General features: G+C 67.6%; 14 protein-coding genes and 2 pseudogenes. 5 read left to right on the forward strand and 11 right to left on the reverse strand.

The genetic code is table 11. The features are described 5' to 3' along the window. Positions 1-186: 186 nt before the first annotated feature. The 6 genes and pseudogenes from N864_RS08340 to N864_RS08370 form a co-directional block, all read right to left on the reverse strand. The gene (locus N864_RS08340; RefSeq protein ID WP_205620901.1) at positions 187-939 is read right to left on the reverse strand and encodes a prevent-host-death protein; all 753 of its coding nucleotides are present in this window, start codon (positions 937-939) and stop codon (positions 187-189) included. Continuing rightward, a complete protein-coding gene (locus N864_RS08345) occupies positions 929-1,945 on the reverse strand; it encodes a PDDEXK family nuclease (RefSeq protein ID WP_034715590.1) in 1,017 nt (338 codons plus the stop codon). The genes N864_RS08340 and N864_RS08345 overlap by 11 nt, the downstream gene beginning before the upstream one ends. Before the next feature lie 354 nt (positions 1,946-2,299). Further along, positions 2,300-2,768 (reverse strand): annotated as a pseudogene (locus N864_RS26410) (aldehyde dehydrogenase family protein). A gap of 63 nt (positions 2,769-2,831) precedes the next feature. Continuing rightward, positions 2,832-4,964 (reverse strand): acetate--CoA ligase family protein, encoded by a 2,133-nt coding sequence (locus tag N864_RS08355; RefSeq protein ID WP_051518353.1) that lies wholly within the window; start codon positions 4,962-4,964, stop codon positions 2,832-2,834. Between the two features lie 40 nt (positions 4,965-5,004). Then, the gene (locus N864_RS24085) at positions 5,005-5,850 is read right to left on the reverse strand and encodes a tyrosine-protein phosphatase (protein WP_081793557.1); all 846 of its coding nucleotides are present in this window, start codon (positions 5,848-5,850) and stop codon (positions 5,005-5,007) included. Positions 5,851-6,405: 555 nt separating this feature from the next. Then, positions 6,406-9,228 (reverse strand): PEP/pyruvate-binding domain-containing protein, encoded by a 2,823-nt coding sequence (locus tag N864_RS08370; RefSeq protein ID WP_034715597.1) that lies wholly within the window; start codon positions 9,226-9,228, stop codon positions 6,406-6,408. 601 nt (positions 9,229-9,829) lie between these two features. Here N864_RS08370 and N864_RS08375 point away from each other — a divergent pair. Then, positions 9,830-12,157, forward strand: a complete 2,328-nt coding sequence (locus N864_RS08375) for a LuxR C-terminal-related transcriptional regulator (protein ID WP_051518355.1) — start codon at positions 9,830-9,832, stop codon at positions 12,155-12,157. 253 nt (positions 12,158-12,410) lie between these two features. Here the strand turns inward: N864_RS08375 and N864_RS26415 are convergent, their stop codons facing one another. The 3 genes from N864_RS26415 to N864_RS08390 are packed head-to-tail and all read right to left on the reverse strand — an operon-like array spanning position 12,411 to position 15,504. After that, positions 12,411-12,602, reverse strand: coding sequence for a ferredoxin (locus tag N864_RS26415; protein ID WP_034715603.1), 192 nt, complete (start codon positions 12,600-12,602; stop codon positions 12,411-12,413). Continuing rightward, entirely contained in the window at positions 12,599-14,257 is a 1,659-nt protein-coding gene (locus tag N864_RS08385; protein WP_051518356.1) for a pyruvate, phosphate dikinase, read from the reverse strand. Before N864_RS08385 ends, N864_RS26415 begins: the two co-directional genes overlap by 4 nt. Beyond that, complete coding sequence (locus N864_RS08390; protein WP_034715605.1) at positions 14,257-15,504, reverse strand: NAD(P)/FAD-dependent oxidoreductase; 1,248 nt, start codon at positions 15,502-15,504, stop codon at positions 14,257-14,259. The genes N864_RS08385 and N864_RS08390 overlap by 1 nt, the downstream gene beginning before the upstream one ends. A gap of 149 nt (positions 15,505-15,653) precedes the next feature. On the opposite strand from N864_RS08390, the gene N864_RS08395 reads away from it, so the two are divergent. From N864_RS08395 to N864_RS08410, 4 genes and pseudogenes are all read left to right on the forward strand, one after another. After that, entirely contained in the window at positions 15,654-16,859 is a 1,206-nt protein-coding gene (locus N864_RS08395) for a cytochrome P450 (RefSeq protein WP_034715606.1), read from the forward strand. Between the two features lie 3 nt (positions 16,860-16,862). Further along, complete coding sequence (locus N864_RS08400) at positions 16,863-18,326, forward strand: aldehyde dehydrogenase family protein (RefSeq protein ID WP_051518357.1); 1,464 nt, start codon at positions 16,863-16,865, stop codon at positions 18,324-18,326. Between the two features lie 50 nt (positions 18,327-18,376). Next, complete coding sequence (locus tag N864_RS08405) at positions 18,377-19,459, forward strand: alcohol dehydrogenase catalytic domain-containing protein (protein ID WP_034715607.1); 1,083 nt, start codon at positions 18,377-18,379, stop codon at positions 19,457-19,459. A gap of 498 nt (positions 19,460-19,957) precedes the next feature. Then, a pseudogene (locus tag N864_RS08410) lies at positions 19,958-21,163 on the forward strand (ISAzo13 family transposase); the annotation flags it as partial. A gap of 24 nt (positions 21,164-21,187) precedes the next feature. Here the strand turns inward: N864_RS08410 and N864_RS08415 are convergent. Further along, a complete protein-coding gene (locus tag N864_RS08415; protein WP_162164515.1) occupies positions 21,188-22,474 on the reverse strand; it encodes an IS701 family transposase in 1,287 nt (428 codons plus the stop codon). Further along, positions 22,471-22,773 (reverse strand): DUF6788 family protein, encoded by a 303-nt coding sequence (locus N864_RS25045; protein ID WP_162164516.1) that lies wholly within the window; start codon positions 22,771-22,773, stop codon positions 22,471-22,473. The genes N864_RS08415 and N864_RS25045 overlap by 4 nt, the downstream gene beginning before the upstream one ends. Positions 22,774-23,061 lie beyond the last annotated feature (288 nt).

Consider the following 23,061-nt stretch of genomic DNA (forward strand, 5'->3'; position numbering starts at 1 on the left):
CGTAGCTTTCGCGACGGATTTACAGCCCGACTCAGGCGCGGCGCTCACCTGCACAAATGCCCTGCCACGACGGACTTCGACACGAATTCGGCACAAGCCGTCGTTGCGTCTCGGTGGTAGCCCGTTGACCTGCTCGTGCTCGAGGCGACTGCGAGAGAGGCGCGGTGGCGCCTCTTCGGGACTGCTTCAGCTGCGGCGGCTTGCGTCGCTGAGCAACTCGGCAACCAGGTCGATGTCATCAATGACCAGGTCTGCGCCGCCGGCGTTGCGGACCCATTCGAGGGCTTGGGTCCGTCGCCTCGCGAACCAGAGTCCGACGTGTTCTGCGATGTCACGAGCGACGGCATCGTCAACGGCGCGGATCTGCTCCAACGCAACTTCTCGGGTGCCGACATCGAAGGTGAGACGGATGATGTCGAGCAGGTCGGTGCCCTGCTTCTGCGTGGATCGGTTCATCACCGCCTGCAACTTCATCGCGATGAGCGGCCCGGGTTCGGCCACCGGCGTGGTGACCTCGACCTCGCCCTTCGGGCTGACAGCCCCGATGGTGAGGTCCGTCGCGGTGTCGTAGGCCCACGCGTGAGCGGACGCATGCAGCCTGTCGCCAGGATCGTCGCTGGGGTGGTCGATCTCGACCTGACGCACCTCGAGGACATCGACCTTGACCGGCCCGAATGCTGTGGGTATGAGGACGGCGGCAGGCTCGACCGGTTCGGCCCCGACGACCGCGCGCAGTACCTGCAGGTGCGGAGTTGCGCTTCGTCGCCGGTCGACGACGTCGAGGTCGGTTGTCGCGCGGTAGGGGTTCGATAGCCGACACAGAACAGCGAGGCCGCCCACGACGACAGGCGGTTGGCCGATGGCGGAGCGGACTTCGGCGATGCCCTGCACGATCGTGGACATCGCCTCACCGACAAACGCGATCCGCTCACCAGACACGGGGCCACCGCTCGTCCGGCGTCCATGCTTCCAGGATCTCGCGACCCCGGCCCACGTCGAGGGCCAGGTCGAGCGCGACGAACAACGGATGCGCCAGGGGCCAGTCCAGCTGGTTCGTGGCCAGGTCGACGCGACGTGCGGTCGCAGCCGGCACCGGAGGCACCCGCAGGGTTGCCCTGGCCTCGCTCGTCGAGCCAGCACCGCCGAGCAGGGTTGTCGCGCGCCGGACGACAGACTGGTCCGGGACGAAGAAATCGAGGGCCTGGCCGGAGCGAAACGCGACCGGCGCGCCATACATGGCGGCAGCGGCCGTGTCGGCCAAGGCCCACCCGGCTCCGTGCAGGGGTCTGGCCATTCCAAAACGTAGCGCAGTAGCAGTACTCGCGTCGTTCGGGCTGGGCAGACGGCTGAGCAGGGTCCGAGGGCTCGACCATTTCTCTGCCAGGCGCCAGAACAGCCTTTCGTCCGTGACCGCGTTGCTGGCGTCGATTAGGCCTTCATTGCGCAAGCGGGCTAGCACTTCGGAAACGGTGCTTGGCGCTCTTCGGATCTGGCGGGACAACGCGCGGACCGCGGTTGGCTGACCGGGCTGCATCAGCAGGGCGGCTGCGACTTCCAGCCCGGCCCCCCCGGCCAGCGCATCCGACGGATGTGTCGGCTGCTGCATGGGGGAGAGGTCCGCGTCGATCAGGATATGGCCTGTGCGCAGGGCCAGGTGGCCCCGTAGATCGAGAAAGCCGACGCCTTTCGAGGTCAGCAATTTGCGCGCCGTGCCGACCACCCGATCCCCAACTACGAGCAGAGTCGGGTGCGCAGGCCGGGCGGCGGCGACCAGGCGCCTTGCCACCTCGTCGGTAACTAGCGCATAGCGTTTGACCTGCATCTTGGCGCCAACACCCTCAGGATCGACGATCAGATCAAAACCTGAATCCGGCCCATTCTGGACCAGCCGGGTCTCGATGCCCAACTGATCGAAAGCGTCCATCACCAAGGACTCACTGTCCATGCCTCCACATTGCCACCTGTTCGCTGTTCGGTCAATACCGAACAGAGAACATGAAACGGTGCATCCGGATGAGGGCAGCGAGCGCATCCCGGCAAAGCAACGAGCGGACTGGAAGCCGATGACTGTCCGCGCCCTCCTCTACGCTGGCCGCGTGTCAGAGGAGCCCGTGGAGCCGCGGACATGGAGAGTAGAACTACACGAGTGTCATTCGACAGCGAGACAGCAACAATCCCCAGTCAGGCCCGAATCAGGAAACCCCTTATGTCGCAACGGGTTCCACGGAACGCTCGGTCCCAACCTGGACGTCGCGTTGCTACGGACTCCCTGCGCGGAAATCCGCGCTAGCCAGCCGATCTACCCGTTCTTGAGCAGGGCGACGCCGAAGAACGCCTCGAGGTCGGCGTCGTCCAACGCGATCGCGGCCGACTTGCCGCCCAGCTCCAGAGTCACGGGACGGAGCAGCCGGCCACAGGTCTCTCCGATGGCACGTCCGGCCGCCGTGGAGCCGGTGAACGACTCCCTGTCGACGCCCGGATGCGAGACCAGGTACGCGCCGAGTTCTCGGCCGCGGGGGCAGGATGTTGAGCACCCCATCAGGCAGACCGGCATCCTCGGGGGCTTCGCTCAGCAGCATTGCGTCGAGCAGCGTCGCTGGTGCCCGTTTCAGCACGACGGTGCAGCCGGCCGCCAGTGCTCGCCCGAGCTTCAGGAGGCTTATGGCCTGCGGCACGTTCCACGGGACAATGGCAGCCACCACCCCGACCGCCTCCTTGATGACCCGAGAGCTGCCGCTCAGTATCCCGGGCCGGTGCGGCGGGTGCATTTGGTCCTTGCGGCCGAGTGCGACGCCTCAGGTAGGCCTATTCCCATGCATGCGGCTTGGTGCTCACCGTGTGATCAGTGCATCGAGGGCCTCGATCTGTTTGCCGGATACCCACAGCGGGTTGACCTCGATCGACTCGATCTGGTCGCCCAGTCCCTGTGCGAGCTGGGCCAACGCCATGATGACTTCCACGAGGCGTTCCTCATCCGCGGGATCGCTGCCACGGAAGCCTTGCAGCAGGCGGCGACCGCGCAGTTCGTTCAGCATGGTCCGGACCTCGTCCGCTTCCACGGGGAGCACTCGCAGGGCGCTGTCCTGCAGGACTTCCACGAGAGCACCGCCGAGGGCTACTGCGAGCACCTGGCCCCAGTCCGGGTCACGGGTCACACCGACGAGCATCTCCACGCCGCCGCGGCGCATAGGGCTGACGAGCACGCCGTCGAGGTGGACGCCGGCCGAGCGGGCCCGCGAGATGAGCCGGTCGTAGGCGGCGCCAACCGCCGCCTCACCCTGGAGCTCGAGCTCGACCCCGCCCAGCTCCGTCTTGTGGGCGACCTCGCTGGAGCAGACCTTGAGCACGACGGCGCCGCCTAGGGCGTCCGCAGCAGCCACGGCCTGGTCGCGCGTGCTCACGAGCTGTGCCGGGACCATCGGAACTCCGGCTGCAGTGAGCAGGTCACGGGCTTCCTGCTCATTGAGCGGCTCGACCTTCTCTTGCAGTCGAACCGGCGGCAAAGTGCCGCCCAGGGCTTCGGCGGAGTTTGACCGTGTACGCAGCCACTTTGACCACCGGGTCAGGCCCGCCGCAGCGAGACTGAACCGCTCAACACTCGGCATCACGTGTTGTACGCCCGTGTCCGACTTGACTTGTCGGACGTACTCTGACTGGATCTGGTCGATCTGCGGAAAGATCACGCCCGGTAGCCCGGTGGCAGCACAAGTCTCGCCGACGGCGCGGAAAGTGTCGTCACGCTGAGGCTCTCCTGGCGTCGGCAGCGAGGTGACAACCGCGATCAGCCCGACTTCCGGCTCCCCCGCAAATGCCTCGATGCCCTGACGCCACACGTTGGGGTCGGCAAGTGCACCGCCGGTGACGTCCAGCGGGTTCTGGGGGTGAGCGTAGCTGGGAAGGATCCCCTCAAGGCGTTTGGCGGTCTTGGCACTCAGCTCTGGGAAGGTGAGGCCGAGGTCCTGGCCGCGGTCGGCGAGCAGGTCGCAGGCGCCGCCGGAGACCGACAGGACGCCGATGCCGTCCGCACGTAATGGACCGATCTCGGCACACAGGGCACCGGTGCAGATGAGGTCCTCCACCGATTTGACCCGGATCACCCCATCTTGGCGGAGGACGGCGTCGATGACCTTGTCGTCGCCGACGAGCGCACCGGTGTGGGCGGATGCGGTCTGCGCGGCAAGCTCGCTCGAGCCCGCCTTGAGAATGACGATTGCCTTACCCAGCTCTGCAGCCCGCTGAGCAGCCGCGCGGAAGACGTGGGGCTTTCGGATCGTCTCGGCAAAGACCGCTATTGCCTTGGTGCGCTCGTCATGAACGAGGTGATGGACGACGTCGGAGACCGTCACCATGGCCTCGTTGCCGGTCGTCACGACGTAGCTGAAGTGCACGTCCTGGCGGCCGGCGTAGCCCACCATCGACGACCCGACCGCACCGCTCTGCGACACCAGCGCCAGATGGCCCGGTTCCACGGGCAGGTCCAGGCCCAGCCCACATGCCGCGACACCGTCCCATAGATTGACGAACCCGAGGTGGTTGGGACCGAGCAGCAGGACCCCCGCCTCGCGGGCCTGCGCAACCAGGTCCTCCTGGCGCCGGAGGCCTTCGGCACCCTGCTCGGCCCAGCCTTGGCTGAGGACAACTGCGGCACGGGCGCCAGCGCTGATCGCGTCCGCCAACGCAGTGAGCGTCGCGTGCTGAGGGGTCAGTAGAAAAGCACAGTCGATGCCTCCCTCGATGGCCTGACAGGATGGGAATGTCTCAACGCCGTGGACCTTGGGGCTGCGGGGGTTGACGAGGAAGAGCTCACGACGTGCCCCCACTCGCTGGTATTGCTGGAAGGCGCGCCGGGAGAACAGGTTGTTCTCGCTGGCTCCAACCATGGCCAACCGGCTCGGGCTGAGTAGTCGACGGAGTGCCTGGGCACTCACCGGCCCAGTGGTCAAGTCTTCCGTCGTGATGGACATGGGGAACCTCCTGGTTCACTCGGGTGCGTCGGGCGCCACGTCAGGGCGAGTCTGTGGTGAGGAGACTCTGCAATCGATCGAGCTCCTGGGGCTGGAGACCTGCGTGCCCAACGAGATACCGCACCGTCCCGCCGGGCTGGCTCTCAAGGTGGTCCAGCAGCATGTGCATGGCCACCGCAGGCGTCTCGAACATCGGACGCACCGCGTCCGGTTCGGCCCCTGCGGACCTGATCTGGTCGACGAAACGGTCGATGAGGTCAGGTTGGCTGGTGCCGGAGAACAGGTAGTCGGCAACGATGTGGTCGCGCGGAACCCCGAGGAAGGACAACAGCACCGCGACGACAATTCCGGTCCGGTCCTTACCGTTGGCGCAATGGATCAGGCTCGGCAAGGCTTGCTCGCGCGACAGCGTGCGCAGCACCGAGCCAAAGGTTGCGGACTGCCGCCGCAGGGCGCCGATGTAGAACTGTCCCAGATCCTCTGCCGAGAACTGGGTGATCCTGCCGGCCGCGATCAAGCCCATGAGGTAGGTGTCGCTCCCCTCTCCGCCCTCAGCAACAGGGAAGCGGCGGACGGTAGCACCGCTGACGGCAGACCAGGCAGACGGTCGTGCGGCGTATTCGTTATCACTGCGAAGGTCCAGGATGGTACGAAGACCGAGTCCCTTGAATGGCTGAGCCTCGTCCCCATCCAGGTGCCGGGGACCCGGTCCTAGCCCCGTCAGTGCCTCCCCCCGGAATACCTTGCCGCGTCGCACCCACCGCCCGTCGTGGATGGGCAGAGGGCCCAGGTCGCGAACGTTGGTGGTACCGGCGAGGTGCACCTTCCGCACCATCGCATCGGCCGTGCAGGGACTCACGACGACACCGGCCCTCGGGACTGACATTCAACTGTAACGGTGACCTCGTCCAGTCGGACCCGGTCTTCTCCTGCTCCCTCGACGTCGGGCCGCCGCGACCTGCGCAGGGCGCTCATGCCAGCATCCATCGGGCGGGCGTGACGGCGCCGCTGCGCGTCAGTTTCCTGGGGTCGGTGCAGCCTGGGCACTCTTCTTTCCACCGGACCGGGCCATTTGCCAAGAGCGCGGTGATGGGCTCCGGCTTGTGCTCGCGCAGGCGCTGGGCGGGGTCCATGAGTTCCATATGTGTCCCGGCCATAGCCACGATGCCTCCTGTTCCTGCGCCCAGACGCCCTGGTCGAATCCTGGGGCACGGGTCTCTTCCCTATCTGGCCAGAGTTGGCCCAAATTGTCAACCATTAGACCAATCAATTGTTCGACTATTGGCAGGCTGCGGCGGACCGAGGCACTCGGCCGCCGACCACTCCCTCCTGGGCTCCCCCGCTCTGGGGGCCGGGCGGGGACCTCTGCCCCTGACACACTGAGCTTCTACAGCGACGAAGGGCCCCGCGCAGCACGTGCGCAGGGCCCTTCGGCCTCCGGTCAGAAGACCGAGATCTTGAAGCCGTCGTCCTTGGCGTGCTGAGCAGCGCGGAACTGCTCCTCAAGCGCGGCCAGCTCGGCGGCGATCTTCTCCGGGTCGTCGTCCTCATGGAGCTGGATGATGCCGGAGTCACCGTTGAGCGTGATGGTCGCGCCGTCCGGGATCAGGCGACGGGCCGAAGGCAGCTGGGCACCCGGCAGGCCGAACTCGCGGGCGATGATGGCCCCATGGCTGATGAGGCCACCGCTTTCGAGCACGATGCCCTTGATCCGGCTGAACACCGGCATCCAGCCCGGGTCCGTCGCATGGACGACGAGGATGTCGCCCTTTTGCACACGTCCGATCTGATTGAGCTCGTGGACGACGCGCGCCTTGCCGGTGATCCGACCCGAGCTCGTCCCCTTGCCGTGGAAGACGCCGTCGCCCGTGATCTCCGGCTCGTCGATCACCGAGTGACGTCCGCGCTGGATGAACGGGTCGGGGTCACGTGCGCCGGTGTTGATCTCGTCGAAGTTCTTCCGGCGAGCATCGATCTTGGCACGGATGAGGCGCTTGTGCTCGGTGCCCGCCAGCACCTGGTAGAGCTCCTCCATGGTGAGGAAGTAGCACTCCTTCACCTCGTCGAGCCCGCCACGCTCGACACAACGACGCCCGACCTCTTCGAAGCATAGCTTGATGTCGTACGTCGACCAGTCCATCACCTCGCGCTCGTTGTCCCGGTACTCCAGTGAGCGGTGGGCGAAGTCGATGAGCGTGTCGAAGGCCTGGGCCTTCAACATCCCGTTCGCCTGCGCGGCCAGGTTGTCGTGCACATGAGCGATCGTTGCCTCGAGCCTTGCCCGGGTCTGGTGCTCATTGGTGCGCGGGTCGACGTCACCCAGCATCCCGGGCCAGGCCGCGAGGTCAATGAGCGGGCTGTCCGCGCGACGGTCGAAGTAGATGTCCCGGTCCGGATGGCCTCTCCAGCCGCGCTTGGCCACGTACTCCTCGTACTTCCTGCGGAAGGCCGGGCCGTCGACGGACTGGTCGAGGAAGTCGAAGAAGCGCTCGTCGGGGTAGATCTCCAGCAGGGAGCGTAGCTCCGGCGAGCGGTGGATGGTATCTGCCAGCTCCCACGCCTCGTACGACTCGTCACCGACGATGTTCGGTCGGCGAGTGCCGGTGAACAGGTCGATGAAGATGTTCGCGCGGTCGCCGGTGTACCAGTTGGCGAGCATCCAGCCGATCCAGCCCATGGCCTCGCCCATGTACCACAGGAGGCCGTTCCAGGGTGGGTCGTAGGAGGCGACCTCGAGCCGGATGACGTCCGCAAGGTGGTGCTTGAGCTCGTCGTCGGTCATCGCCTCGCGCTCTTCCTTGGTTCGAGGGCGCGTGGCCTCGCGGTACTCCTCACTGTGGATGAAGTCGCGGTCCAGGTAGCGCCACCAGTTGAAGCCCATGTCCGGGCGCTCGGTCTCGACCTTCTGGAACATATTGAGGTAGCGGCCCCAGTCGAAGGGGGCGCTCAGGCACTCGTCATGCCACATGGTCGGGATCTTGTGGAGCATGCCTGGGCGCAGCTGGGGTGGGATCGATTCCTTTATCCGGTGCCGGTCGGCTTCGACGTTGTAGTAGGAGACACCCTTGTGGTACTTCCAAAGTCGACGGGTGTGGTAGTCCTGATCCGGGTAGCCGAAGGCATGCACACCGACGCTGTGGCACTGGTTGAGACCCCAGCAGCGCCAGGAGAACATCAGGGGGCTGATCGCGCCGGTCCACATCTCCTCCGGGAAGACCCGCGACCAGATGTTGTCGTACGGGACGGCCTCGATGTCGTCGTTGCCTTGGACGGAGTTGGTCACGTCCGCGTCCCAGGAGAACTCGACGCCGGTGACGGGGCGTGCCTGCAGCACGTAGAAGCTACCGTCGGCGTAGCCCCATTCGATGTCCTGGGGGAAGCCGTCGTACAGCTCCTGAACCCCCGCCCCGATCTTCGCCAGCTCGACCGCCTCCTCGTCGGTAAAGCTGAACTGCTCCCCCCGAGCCGGCTCTACTTCTCGCTGGACCGTGCCTTGTCCCGTCTGCGGGTTGCGGACGATCTCGACCTCCTTGCTGCCAAGAGTCTTCTCCAGAACGACGAAGTCACCGTGCCGGACGATGTACTCGTCCGGCGTCGTGATTCCCTGGACGACCGCCTCGCCGAGCCCCCAGCTGGCGTTGAGCATGATCTCGTCGGTCGCGGCATTGAGCGGGTTCCCAGTGAACATGACCCCGGAAACCTGTGACGGAACCATGGTCTGGACGACAACTGCGATCGAGGGAAAGTCCGTGAAGCCGCCCGACTTCCGGTAGGCCACGGCACGTGCCGTCCAGAGGCTGGCCCAGTCGCGCTTGACGGCATCGAGCACCTGGCCAGGGCCCTTGACGTCCAGGAAGGTATCGTGCAGACCTGCGAAGGAGGCGCCCTCGAGGTCCTCCGCAGTGCCCGAGGAGCGCACCGCGACGTAGACGTCACCCAGCTGGCCGTAGGCAGCCGTGATCTCCGCCGAGAGCTCCCGAGGCATATCCGCCTCGACGATCCAGCGCCGGATCTCGGTGACAGCCAGCTCCAGGGCTTCGGCGTCGTCGTACTTGATGTCACCAAGGACGTCGGAGATCTGCTCGCGCATGGTGGCGATGTGCCGCAGATAGGCACTGGTGCCGATGACGAAGCCCGGCGGCACCGGGAACCCAGCGTTCGCCAGGCGGCCGAGGTTGGCGGCCTTGCCGCCGACGAGTTCGTGGTTCGTGCCGGCTGGGTCGGCGAACCAGATGATGTGCGGAGTAGGGATCTTCTTGGACATGAGCAGGGTCCTCGCAGTTCTTCAGATCGGAGGCGATGGCGGGAAGCCATACGGCGAGGACCGTGGCCCCTCGCCGTTGCGGTGCCACATGGATGAGTGTGCGCGGGGACAGTGGAGGAGTGCAGAGTAGGGACTACTCGACTCGACATGACGGGCACGGCGAGAGGCGTGCCGGTGCCTCTGGTCCAAGTTGACCGGTCATCGTACGGTGGCTCAAGGCGAGGTGCCAGACAGAACGGAACGAATGGAAACTCCCGCGCACGGTGGCGAAGGAGCCAGGCGAGAAGAGTGGCCCATGGTGGGCCGCGCCGATGAGTTGCGCCGTCTACGCGACGACGTTGCCCGAAGGCGCAGTGTCGTCCTGGCGGGCAGAGCAGGCGTGGGGACGAGCCGGCTCGGTCATGAAGCGATGGAGATGTGTCGCGGAGCCGGGTACGCGGTCGTAGCAGTAACCGCGACCCGCGCTGGCCGTGGCATCCCACTAGGCGTCTTCGCCGGTTTCCTGCCGCCCCAAGAGGCCCGCCGGAGCGGGGCTGATGACCGGGGCAGCCTTCTTCGCACCTGCGCGGATGCCATTCTGAACAGCGCTCAGGGAAGGCCGATGGCCATCGGGGTGGACGACGCCCACCTTCTCGACGACATGTCGGCCATGGTCGTGCACCACCTGGTCTCCTCATGCTCGGTCACCGTCATCCTGGCTGTCCGCAGCGGTGAAGCCGCTCCTGACCCCATCGTCGCCCTGTGGAAGAGCGGGCTCGCCGAGCGGATTGAGCTGCAGGAACTCGGAGAGCAGGAGATCGCCGAGACCTTGCGCTCAGTGCTCGGCGGGCCGGTCGATGCGGCGGCCGTCGCCGGGCTCATGTCGCGGTCGGGCGGCAACATGCTCATTCTGCGCGAGCTCGTGACTGGAGCCCTGACGCACGGCACCCTGAGGCTCGAGGCTGGCCAATGGCGCATCGTCGGGCACCTGCACCCCACCCCCCGACTCGCCGAGCTGGTCGAGGCCCGGCTGGAGGGGCTGACCTCACGCCAGCGCGAGGCCTTGGAGGTGGTGGCCTTCGGCGAGCCCCTGGACCCGGCTGAGCTCATCCGGCTCGGGTACGGTGAGGTCGCGGAGTCCCTTGAGCGCCAAGGTCTATTGAGGACTTCGACCGCGGGATCCTTCATGGCGGTGTGGCTCGGGCACCCGATCTACGGCGAGGTGCTGCGCGAGCGCATACCGGGCCTGCGCGCCCGTGAGGTCACGCGAACTCTAGCCGAGTCGGTGGAGTCTGGCGGGAACCTACAGCCGGCCGACGTGCTGAGGGTCGCCACTTGGAGGCTTGTCGCTGGCGGCGGGCAACCCGAGCTGATGTACCGAGCCGCTGTCGAGGCCCGATGGCGCTACGACTTCGTGCTGGCAGAGCGGTTTGCCAGGATCGCAGTAGAGAGAAAGGCGGGCTTCCGGGCCGCTCTCCTGGCCGCCCAGCTGGCCGGGCTGCGCGGTGATACCCGGCGAGCCGACCTCGAGCTGGCAGATCTTGCGCGACAGGCCAGGACGCCTACCGACCACGGCGTACTGGCGCTGACCCGGCTCGACAACTACGTCATCTATGCCGGCTCCATCACCGAGGGCCTGCGCATCGCGGACGAGGCTGCAAGGATCCTGCCGAGCTCGGAGATGCGGGACGAGGTGCTGGCCCGTAGGGGCGCACTGCTGCTCGGCGAGGAGGGACCGCGCGCCGCCGTCGAGGACTTGGAGCCCCTCATGGACAGGGCGACCGGGCGAGCCTTTACTTGGGCAAGCATGCCCGCGGCCTACAGCCTGGCTCGGATGGGCCGGTTCGAGGAGTCGCTGGCCGTCGCGCGCCGGGGGTATCGGACCCAGCGCGAGCTCGCTCAACCAGCGGACTGGTATCCGTTCATGCATGTCTTCTATGAGTGCGAGGCCCTGGCGCACAGTGGCCAGCTCAACGACGCTGTGCGGCTGGCGACCGACAGCTACCGGGAAGGGGTGGACTTCGGTTCCCTGGAGCAGCAAGGAATCTTCAGCTGGCAACTGGGGAAGACGGTTGCCGCCCGCGGCCATGTCACCCAGGCCGTGACCCAACTGGGGACCGCCATCTCCATCTATCGGCGGCTGGGTCGCCCGCGGTTCACCCAGTTCTCTTACATCTACCTGGCCCTGGCACATGCGATCGGCGGTTGTCCCCGGGACGCGGAGCTTGCCCTCGCGGAGGTCGACCACCTCGGCGTCGACCCGTCCTTCTTCATGGGGGTCGACTTCATCATCAGCCAGGGGTGGACCGATGCCGCTGCAGGCAACCATCGCCGCGCCCACGAACGGTTTGCTGAGGCTGCCATCCAAGGTGAACGGGTCGGCGACCTCGTGGGCGCGACCGCAGCGCTGCACGCCTCAGCACGAGTGGGCTACGCAAGGTTGGTCGCCGAGCGGCTCGAGGCGCTGACACGCTCCGTGGATGGACCACTGGGGGCCACCAGGGCAGGGCACGCCCGGTCTTTGGCCGAAGCCGACCCCATCGGCCTTGCGGCCGCCTCCGAGGCCTTCGAGCAGATGGGAGCCTTGCTGCTGGCCGCCGAGGCGGCAGCCGATAGCGCTGTCTGCTGGGCGCGATCGAAGGACCAGCGGGCGCGGCTTTCCGCAGAGCTCAGGGCAGCCACCCTCGCGAGCCGATGCTCCGGCGCTCACACCCCGGCGCTGCGCCAGGTCGAGTCACGCGTCCGCCTGACCCTGGCCGAGCTCGAGGCAGCCCAGCTGGCCGCATCCGGGCTCTCCAACCGCGAGATCGCCGACTCGCTGGTCGTGTCGGTCAGGACCGTCGAGAACCGGCTGCAGCAGGTCTACACCAAGTTCGGTATCCGCTCACGACGTGAGCTCGCCGACGCCCTCTCGTACATCGGGGACGCCGAAGACGCCGCGGGCGTCTAGCCCCACCGATCTGCGAACGCCCCAGCGCCCTACGGACGGACACGTCACAGCCACACATGCCAGCAACGTCGAGGCCAGCCGGCGCAAGGCGACCGCGCACTGACCCACCCGGGTGCCAGCCGAGCAAACCCAGCCGTATGCCGCTGACTGCACTCAGCGGCATACGGCTGGGTTTGCTTGTGGCGCAGGTCACTCGCTCGGCGTATTGCGGACCGAGCATTGAGACCGGCTGGGCCGGGCCGTCGGTCCTGACCTAGTCGGTGAGACTCAGTGACCGGGTCGGACAGGCACGGACGATGTTCTCGAGCCTGGTGCGCTCGCTCTCAGGCGCCTCGTCGTCAAGGACCTCGAGCACGCCTTCGTCATTGATCTCGAAGCGATCGGGGTCCATCGACTCACAGACACCCAAGGCTCGGCAGGTGTCTCGGCTGTGAATGATCCTCATGCGTCCGCTGTCCCCTTCCGGTTCTTGAGGTCGGCTGCCCACTGTTCGAGTAGAGCCAGCTCGGGCAGCTCATTGTCGAGAATCTGGTCGCTCGCGCGCTCGGAGCCCGTGGTCTGCAGCTCCCCCAACCACACCCGGCCCGTGGCGCCATCGATGGTGATCGTGTCTCCGGCCCGGACCAGGACACCGGAGGTGTTCGTGAAGCCCTCGGCGGTGATCGTCAGGTTGTGCGCACCGACCACCGCGGGGATCCCCCAGCCGCGGGCGACCACGGCGGCGTGGCTGACCAGGCCGCCGCGAGTGGTCAACACCCCGACGGAGGCGGCCATCGCGGGGACGTCCTCCGGGGACGTCTCGGGGCGTACGAGAATCACGTCGTCCTCGGCGTCAGCCGCCTCGTCCGCCGTGAGTACGACACGTCCGCTCACGCGCCCCGGTGAGGCCCCCAACCCGACGTCGAGCACCGGCTCCGACGCGTCACTGACCTCCGCTGCTGCCAGGACCTCCTGACGGGCCCGCTCGCGCACCTCGAACGGCACGCGAGCCACCGCCTCCTCGGGCGTCAGGCCGATGTGCAGGTCGTTGACCATGTGGGTCGCGCACCGAACCGCCGCCACGGCGCCGCGTTTGCCGATCCGCGTCTGCAGCACCCACAGCTTGCCGTCTTCAACGGTGAACTCCACGTCACACATGTCCCGGTAGTGCGTCTCCAGCGCGCGCAGCGCGCGCATGAGCTCTCGGTGGGCCCGTGGCGTGTGCTCGGCGAGGTAACCGACGGGCAGGGTCTTCGCAGTGCCGGCAACGACGTCCTCACCCTGCGCCCGAGGAAGGTAGTCACCGTAGAGCTGCCGGTGACCGGTCGAAGGGTTGCGGGTGAATACCACGCCCGTACCCGACTCTGGACCTCGGTTGCCGAAGACCATCGCCTGGACGTTGACCGCTGTCCCCATGTCCTCCTGGATGCCCTCGGCGCTGCGATAGGCGCGCGCGCGGGAGGAGTCCCATGAACAGAAGACGGCCTTCACCGCCTCATGCAGCTGCACGTACGGGTCCTGCGGCACCTGCCGACCCGAAACCTCTTCGATGTGGGCCTTGAGTCGTTGCACGCTCTCGGGCAACGAAACCGAAGCGTCAGTCCCGTCGTCAAACCCCGGAAAAGCCTCCCCGGGCACCTCCAGGACGATCGAGGCGTACATCGCCAGGAACCTGCGGTAGGTGTCCCAGGCGAAGCGCTCATCGCCGGAGGCCCTCGCCAGCCCCAGCACCGTCTCGTCCGTCAGGCCCAGGTTCAAGATGGTGTCCAACATGCCCGGCATGGAGACCGGAGCGCCCGAACGCACTGACACGAGCAACGGGTCGGCCGGATCCCCGAACTTCCGTCCCATCCGCGCACCGAGCTCGGCCATCGAGGCGCGCAGTGCTCCGTCAAGGTCGGCCGGCCAGCCGCCCTCGCGATACGCGCGACACACGGGTAACGCCACCGTGAAGCCCGGCGGTACTGGCAGCCCCAACGCCCGCGTCATCTCGGCAAGACCCGCCCCCTTGCCACCGAGCAGGGACTCGAGTCCGCGCGCTGGAGCCTCGTGGGGGTGGTCGAAGAAGAAGATCTGCTCGGCGGACACCAGCGGTCCTGCTGTCTCGGCCTCGTGTTTCATCATGCCACCCTGACTGGAGTTGACCTTGTCATCGCGTTTCGGCGGGCCGCCAGCTCGCGGGCCTCGTCCCAGCTCCCGCCCCTGGAGATAAGTGCTCGGTACTTCATGATGTCGCCTCGGCGGTTGAGCGTCAGGGCACCGGTGAGCCGGTCGCCCTGACGGAAGAGAGCGGTGAAAGCGTCGCTCTCCCAATCCCCGTGGACGATCTGTGGGTGACCGTCCGGCAGTCCGGCGAACTGGATCCGTTGTCTGTACCAGTCGGACCAGAAGTAAGGGACGTGGCGATAGCCAGTAGCGTTGGCGGGCTCGAGCATGTTTCGCGCGGCGTGGCTGGCCTGGTCTCCTGCGTTGGTCCAGTGCTCAAGCCGCAGGGCGACGCCGAGGTCGGGATGGTGCCAGCGCGCCACGTCGCCTGCGGCCCACACTCCGGGAGCGGCGGCCAGGGTCTCGTCACAGACGACCCCATCGTCCAGAGCCAGTGTCGAGGACTCGAGCCAGGCGGTCACCGGTGCCGCGCCGATGCCGACCACGACGAGGTCGGCGGGCAGAACGGTCCCGTCCGTCAGCGCTACTCCTTCGACGCGCTCGTGGCCGACGAGGCCGGCCACGCCAACGCCGCATCGCAGGTCGGTGCCGTGCCGGACGTGCAGCGCGGCGAGGGCCCGGCCGGCCTGCTCGCCCACCGCGCGGACCAAGGGCGTTGCCTGCGCCTCGACGATGGTGACCGGCAGTCCGCGCCTGCGAGCCGCCGACGCCACCTCTGAACCGATGAAGCCGGCCCCGATGACCACAGTCCGGGCACCGGTATCCAGGGCCGCCCGGATAGCGGCTGCGTCGTCCAGCGTGCGCAGGGTGTGGACGCCTCCGAGCCCTTCAGTACCGGGAAGGGTGCGAGCCTGGGCTCCAGTCGCGATGAGCAGGGCGTCGTATGCCACCGGCATGTCATCGACTTCGACCACCTGCTGATCGACGTCGAGTGCTGTTGCGGCGGCACCCAAGCGGACGGTGACTCCCAGACCATCGATCAGCTGACGTTGGTCCATCAGGTGAGGAGGGCCCGTCACCACAGATCCGCCGATGAACTCCTTGGACAGCGGCGGCCGGTCGTAGGGCAGGTGCTCCTCGGCCCCGATCAGGGTGAGTGGCCCCCGGTGGCCGAGCCGGCGCGCGGTCTCGACGGCTCGCACGCCGGCGAGAGAGGCGCCCACGACCACGATACGGCGGGGCGCCCCGCTGAGTCTCGACATCGATGCTCCTGGGCTGGTCGGATCAAGCAACAACTGCACGGGTCACATTTGGTACGTCCTTTTAGAATGGTTGACAGGTTAGCGCCGACTCTGGCTTGATGGAAGAGGTGGCGTGCAGTGGCGCACGCCCAGCGATCACGGAGGCGGAAATGGCCCTTGCAGCCGAGGACATCGACCTGATGGACCTGGCGCGGTTCGTGCGCGGCGAGGAGCGCGCTCTCTTCGCTGAGCTGCGGGCCGCTGACCCGGTCCACTGGAACGATGAGGGAGGCTCAGGCAAGGGCTTCTGGAGCCTCACGCGCTACGCCGACGTCAAGGCCGGCGCCGAGGACGCTCTGCGTCTCTCCTCCGCGGACGGCACCCAGATCGTCAGCCGCCGCGTTGAGGGAAAGCTCAACAGCCTGCACAACATGGACGATCCCGAGCACGCCAAGCTTCGCCGGATCACTGCACCAGACCTGCGACCGAGCAAGGTCCGTGGCTGGCAGGGGGTCGTTGACGACGTGGTGAGCGAGCTGCTCGATGACGCCGAGGCGGCCGACGAGTTCGACCTTGTCGACATGGTCGCCGCACGACTGCCCATGCTCATCGTTGCCCAAGTGCTCGGAGTGCCGCGTGAGGACGCACCGCAGATGGTCGACTGGGCCAACCGCATGCAGAGCGCCGACCCCGACCACCTCGCCGACGAGACCGCAATGCAGCAGGCACGTGACGAGGCGATGGACTACTTCAGGGCCCTGACCGACAAGCGGCGGGAAGACCCGAAGGACGATCTCATCAGCGTCATGGCGGGCGCCCAGAAGGATGGTGCACCACTGACGTGGGAACAACTCGCGGCCTACTACGTGCTTTTCGTTGCCGCCGGCAATGAGACGACGCGCCACCTCATCTCCGGAGGCACCATCGAGCTCGACGCGGACCCGGTCAACTGGATGCGGATGAAGGACGATCCTTCGCTGGTCACGACTGCGGTCGAGGAGATGTTCCGGCATGTCACTCCGGTCTCGTGCATGCGGCGCACAGCGACCAAGGACATCACCCTGCACGGCAAGGACATCGCGGCCGGCGACAAGGTCGTCCTCTGGTTCTCCTCAGCGAACTGGGACGAGACGGTCTTCGACGACCCACAGGCGTTCCGGATCGACCGGACGCCGAACGAACACCTCACGTTCGGGTGGGGATCGCACTTCTGCCTCGGGGCACACCTGGCACGTGCCGAGATCCGCGCTCTCTACAACGAATGCCTCCGTCGGAATCTCCGCCTCGAGGTCACTGGCGATCCGATTCGGCTGCGGCACAATCTGTTCCGCGGATGGACCCACGTCCCCGCCAAGATCTCTCGGATCGGGGCCTGACCGATGACTTTGACCCGGGCCCGAGCTGCGCTGAAGTCACTCAAGGTGCCCGAGCGGTCGGTCTTCATCGACGGACGCTGGGTGGCCTCCTCAGAGCCGGGCATCCCGGTCATCGACCCCTACGACGAGACTGTGATCGGGACCGTCCCCGAGTCCGGGGCCACGCTGGCCACAGAGGCCATGAGGGCAGCGGCCGCCGCCTTCCCAGCGTGGAGTGCCACTGCTCCCAAGGAACGAGCCGATCTCGTCGACCGACTCGCGGACGAGATCGAGGGGGTTGCCGATGACCTCTCCGCCCTGGCGACATGCGAGATCGGCATGCCGCTGAGGGATGCCCGCGGTGGCCAGGTGGCCCTCCCTGCCGCCGTCACCCGCACCTTCGCCGACCTCGGCCGGACCCTCGAGTGGGAGACGCGTGACGCGTCCGGGACGACGGTCACCCTCGAGGCCTCCGGCCCCGTTCTTGCGGTGACTCCTTGGAACTTCCCCGTGCACCAGATCATGGCCAAGCTGGCGCCAGCGCTCGTTGCAGGGTGCACGGTCGTGCTCAAGCCCTCTGAGCTGACGCCGTTCAACGCCCTTGCCATCGCGCGCCTGTCCGACTCCGCTGGGATCCCGCCCGGCGTCGTCAACGTCGTCACGGGTACGGGACCGATCACCGGAGAGGCGCTGCTGACGGCGCCGGAGTGGGAGGTGGTGTCCTTCACGGGCTCGCTCGCCGTAGGACGTCACGTCGGAGCCGTCGCTGGGTCGCGGGTGGCGCGAGCGACCCTGGAGCTCGGCGGCAAGTCACCGGCCGTCGTCCTACCGGACGCGGACCTTGACGCAGCTGTCGCGGCGACCGTGCACAACGCCTTCGTCAACGCCGGACAGAAGTGCAATGCGCCGACCCGCCTCTATGTCCCCGAGCTCCAGCGCGAGCGCCTCGTCGAGGTCGCCGTGGCCACGGCATCCAGCTACCGTGCCGGTGATCCGCTCGACGCTGATACCACCCTGGGCCCTCTCGTCTCGCGGGCGCAGCTTGACCGGGTGCACGGGTTCATCGACCGGGCCCGTGCTCACGGGGCGACGATCCGACCTGCGTCCGTGGATCTGCCCGACCAGGGTTACTTCATCGCTCCAGTCGTTGTCACCGGTGTCGCGGACGACGCCGAGATCGCCCGGGAGGAGGTCTTCGGCCCGGTGCTGACGGTGCTCGGTTATGCCGAAGTCAACGAGGCGATCGAGCGGGCGAACGACTCGGACTACGGGCTCTCCGCGGAGGTTTGGGCCGGCACGACCCATGAGGCCGCCCAGACGGCGCGACGCCTTCGGGCCGGTCAGGTGCGCGTAAATGGCCAACGCACTCCGATGCCGCCCGTGTCGCCGTTCGGCGGGTTCCGCCGCTCGGGTCTCGGACGCGAGCTTGGTCGCCACGGTCTCGAGGAGTTTCTCGAAGTGCGATCGATCCTCGGCGATCCCCGCTAGATCGACAGCGTCAGACCAAGCCTGAACCGCAACAGCCGAAGGAGCCAGGCGTGCGAGCAGCAGTCGTATGGGAAGCCGGTGGGCCATTCGAGGTCCGCGACGATGTCGAGCGGCGGGATCCCACAGAGCATGAGGTCGTCGTCCGAATCCGAGCGGCCGGTCTATGCCAGACGGACCTGTCCCTCGCTGGCGGCGCCTTCGGGCAACCGATGCCCGTGGTCCTCGGCCACGAGGGAGCTGGTGAGATCCTCGCGCTGGGCTCGGCGGTGACCGGAATGTCGGTGGGGGACCGCGTTCTCGTCAACTGGGTGCCCTCGTGCGGGCGCTGCTACACCTGCGTCCGCGGACAGACCCACATCTGCCGCACGCGGCGCCGCGCGAGCGAGCAGGGACTCAGCCGCGACCTCGTCGCCGGGGGCCGCGAGATCACGGTTGGCATGGGGACGGCCACGTTCGCCGAGGAGGCCATCCTCCCTGCCAACGGCGTCGTCCCGCTGCCCGACGACGTGCCCTTCACCGTCGCCGCCCTCATGGGCTGCGCGCTGCCCACCGGGATAGGCGCCGCAACCCGGGCCGCCGACGTGCAACCAGGCGACACCGTCGTCGTGGTCGGGTGTGGCCCAGTCGGTCTGAGCGCGATCCAAGGCGCTCGGATCGCTGGTGCCGCAACGATCCTCGCCGTCGACCCGACGTCCGCGCGCCGGAATGCAGCCTCCCGCCTTGGCGCGACGCACACCGCCACCCCGGAGGAGTTCACGGCCGGCGGTTTCCCCGACGACCTTGATGCCGGAGGTTTTGACATCGGCATCGACGCCGTCGGGCGCGCCGCCACGATCCGTACCACGTGGAATCGTGTCCGTCGCGGCGGCAGCGTCGTGGTCGTCGGCGCCGCCGCGGACGGAGACGTCCCCTTCACTGCGCAGGAGCTCTTCCACGAGGAGAAGGTCATCCGAGGCAGCTTCTTCGGCTCCGGGGATCAGCGCCGAGAGGTGCCGCGAATGAGTGATCTCTGGCGCCGTGGACTCCTCCACATCGAGGGGATGATTGAAGCGTCCGTCGACCTCGCGGAGATCAACGACGTCGCGCAGCGCCAGCGTCGCGGTGACATTGTCCGAGCCGTCTTGACGCTTTGAGCTGACGGCCGCCGGCATTCGATACGTATGTATGCCGACTACCGCGGTATGGGATGACCGCGTAATCGCCCCGAACTTGGCGTTCGTCGACTCGTGGGGCCCCCCGCAAGTGCACCCACTCACGCCGTCCGCCTGTGCCTGGATCCAGCGGTCACATCGGCGGACGGGTGTCGCGTTCAGCCCGCACTACTCCGGGGAACCCTGACGGCGCGGTCGATCCGGACCGTGACCGACACGGCGGCGCTGCCGGTTTGTGCGGCCTGCGCGGCGTGCGCCCCGTCCGTAGGACGCAAGTCCATGGCTCCAACACCGGTGCGCCGGTGAGCGGCTGCGGCGGCCTACTGGCCGCGTCACCGACCAGCCGCTTCGCCGCCCCCGGTGAGCCGCATGAGCCCTCGCGCAACCGCTCTCCCGCGATCACCGGCGAGGCCATGCGCGCCGTTAGGACACGTCAGTAAATAATCACGTCAATTGGTCTGCGGGTGGCCATGATGGGGTATGGCCATTGCAGAGGAGATCGTCGAATCGCTGCGGGCGAAGTTCGAGGCGGTGCTGCCGCATCTGGACGAGCGCGGTCAGCGGCTGGTGCTGGGCGCGGAGGCACGAGCGTTGGGACACGGCGGGATCGGCGCCGTGGCGCGAGCCTCGGGCACGTCCCGGTCGAGGATCAGCGCTGGGGTCGCCGAGCTGGAGTCGGGTCGGGAGCCGTTGGGGCGGGTGCGCCGGGAGGGCGGTGGCCGCAAACCGGCCGAGCAGGCCGACCCGGGACTGGTGGCCGCGCTGCTGGCGCTGGTCGAGCCGACCCGGCGCGGGGACCCCGAGTCGCCGTTGTGCTGGACGACCGTCTCGACCCGCCATCTGGCCGACCAGTTGGCCGCGACCGGGCACCGGGTCAGCCACGAGACGGTGGCGAAACTGTTGCACGCGCAGGGGTTCTCGCTGCAGGCCAACGCCAAGACCATCGAGGGCGGCCAGCATCCGGACCGGGACGCGCAGTTCGACTACCTGAACGAACAGGCCAAATCGCACCTTGGGGCGGACCAGCCGGTCATCTCCGTGGACACCAAGAAGAAGGAACTCGTCGGGCCGTACAAGAACCGCGGGAGCGAGTGGCGCCCGGCCGGAGACCCCGAGCAGGTGAAGGTGCACGACTTCATCGACCCGGCCCTGGGCAAGGCCAACCCGTACGGCGTGTACGACCTCGCCGCGGACACCGGATGGGTGTCCGTGGGCACCGACCACGACACCGCCGCGTTCGCCGTCAACACGATCCGCTCCTGGTGGCAAGCCGTCGGCGCCGAACGTTACCCGGACGCGACCCGGCTGATGATCAGCGCCGACGGCGGCGGCTCCAACGGGTACCGCACGAGGCAGTGGAAGACCGAGCTCGCCACGCTGGCAGCCGAGTCCGGCCTGACCATCACCGTCTGTCACCTACCGCCGGGCACCAGCAAGTGGAACAAGATCGAGCATCGACTCTTCTCCCACATCTCGATGAACTGGCGCGGCAGACCCCTGACCAGCCACGAGGTCATCGTGGGCACGATCGCCGCCACCACTACCCGGACCGGGCTTTCGGTGCGCGCCGAACTCGACACGAATACTTACCCGGTCGGCGTGAAGATCCCCGACCAAACGATGCGCGACCTCGAGACCAAGCACATCCTGCAGCGCCACGACTTCCATGGGGAGTGGAACTACAGTGGGGTTTCGCACTCTGCGGTTCGGTTATGCGGCGTAGGCGAGCGTGTCGAGTAGGGCTTCGGTGATTTTGGTGTTGTCGGGCTCGGAGCGCGACATGGCGGTAATTCGCCCGGACCACAGGGCTCGTCGTAGCGCGGCGAGGGCGTCGAGGAAGCTGGGTGTGGCTTTGTGTCGGTACCAGGGCCGGGGGGTCCAGGTCCGGCCGTCGGGATGAGTTTGCAGGTACCAGGACCAGGTGGCCGCGTGCAGCCAGAGGGAGAGCGCGGCGGCGCGTTCGGGTCCGCGGCGTTTCCAGGACTGGGGGTTCTGGCCGCCGAGGTCTTGCTTGGTGTCGCGGAAGCAGATTTCGATCGCCCAGCGCGCGGCGTAGCGCCCGATGATCTGGGCGGCGCCGGCGTGCGGGTCGGTGGTGAAGAAGTAGTCGTCCGGTTCCACGCCGTCGGGGTCGCGCACGATGACCAGCCGGACCAGTCTGGTCTTGTTGATCCGGTACCAGAGCACGTCGGTGACGTGGACCAGTTTGGTGACGGTGGCCCCTCGCACGTCGACCTGCGCCGTGGTGAAGGCTCGGGCGGGCAGGGTCTTGGACAGCTGCGCGGGGGTGGGCAGCCGCGCGCCCTTCGTGCGGGGCCGGCCGCGTTTGCCGGTGCGTGCTGGCGCGGGCTCGTACAGGGCCGCGTCGCGGCGCATTCGGCAGGTCAGGTGGACCCGGTCGGGTAGGTCGCGGGCCAGGGTGGCGTAGGCGCCGTCGGCGCACAGGTGCAGCTCGCGCCCGGGCAGCCAGCCGGCGATCTCGGTCAGCATCGTGGCGGCGTGCCCGATCGTGGTGGTGGTGTCCTTCTTGCGGTGCACGCGCATGTTGACCGGGACCGCGATCGGGCACCCGCCCCAGGGCGGGCGCACCTGCAGGGTGATCACGACCAGGTTCAGCCCGCGCGCGTAGACCACCTTGGCCAGGGTGGAGCGGACCGCGTCGCGGAAGGTCCCGGCGCCCTCGATGTGGCGGCCCTCGTGGTGGAAGAGCGTGTCGTCACAGGCCAGTTCGACGGTACCGGTCGCGGCGAACCGGGCGACCAGGTGGGTGGCCAGCGACTGCCAGAGCCGGGGCATCGCCCACGCGCCGTCGCGCACGAACCGGTGGTACGCGTCGTGCGCGCGGCGTCCGGCCGGGTCGGCGACGGTGATCATCGCGGTGATGGTGCGCCGTCCCGGCGCGCACACCCAGCCGGTCATCAGGTCGGTGAAGATCGCGAAGCTCGGCGCGGTGAAGCCCGCGCGGGCCAGTCCGAGCAACGCCAGGAAGCCGGTCACCGTGCCCGGCGGGCGGCGGCGCGGCGCGCGAGCAGCTCGGCGAGTCCGGCGCTGCCCTGTTCCTCCAGCTTGGACTGGGCGGCGCGGTACCGCGCGACCGCGGCCCGGACCCGCTCCACCTCCTCGGGCGCCAGCATCACCGTCTTGTTGCGCCCACCGACCGAGTAGGTCAGCACGGTGGCCTCGTGCAGGTCCTGCCCGTCGGCACAGCGGCATGTCCGTGTGCCGCAGCGGCGCCGTTGCACCACCACGGAGCCCCGGATCATCCGCGGGAACCTGCTCGAACCGTTGGGGGACATCGCCGCACCATCCTCTCACCTGCACGTGTGTCGCTTGCAGGTTAAGGATCTCGTAGACCCGCGTGAGTGATGGGGACCTCCAGCGGCGAGTCGTCGCTCAACTGCAGTGGCGCACGGGCCCGGTCAGGTCAACCGAAAAGTGCGAAAGTCCACAACTACACGATCCACCCCGAAAATGCGCGTGTTGAAAACTGACACTCCCTAAGCCTCGATCCGTGGACCGACAGTGAGCGGATCGGTGAGTTCGGCGTGGCGGATGTGGAAGTGCCTTCTGGGACAGGAGGATCG

It is taken from the genome of Intrasporangium chromatireducens Q5-1 (genome assembly GCF_000576575.1).
Taxonomy (GTDB): Bacteria; Actinomycetota; Actinomycetes; order Actinomycetales; family Dermatophilaceae; genus Intrasporangium_A; species Intrasporangium_A chromatireducens.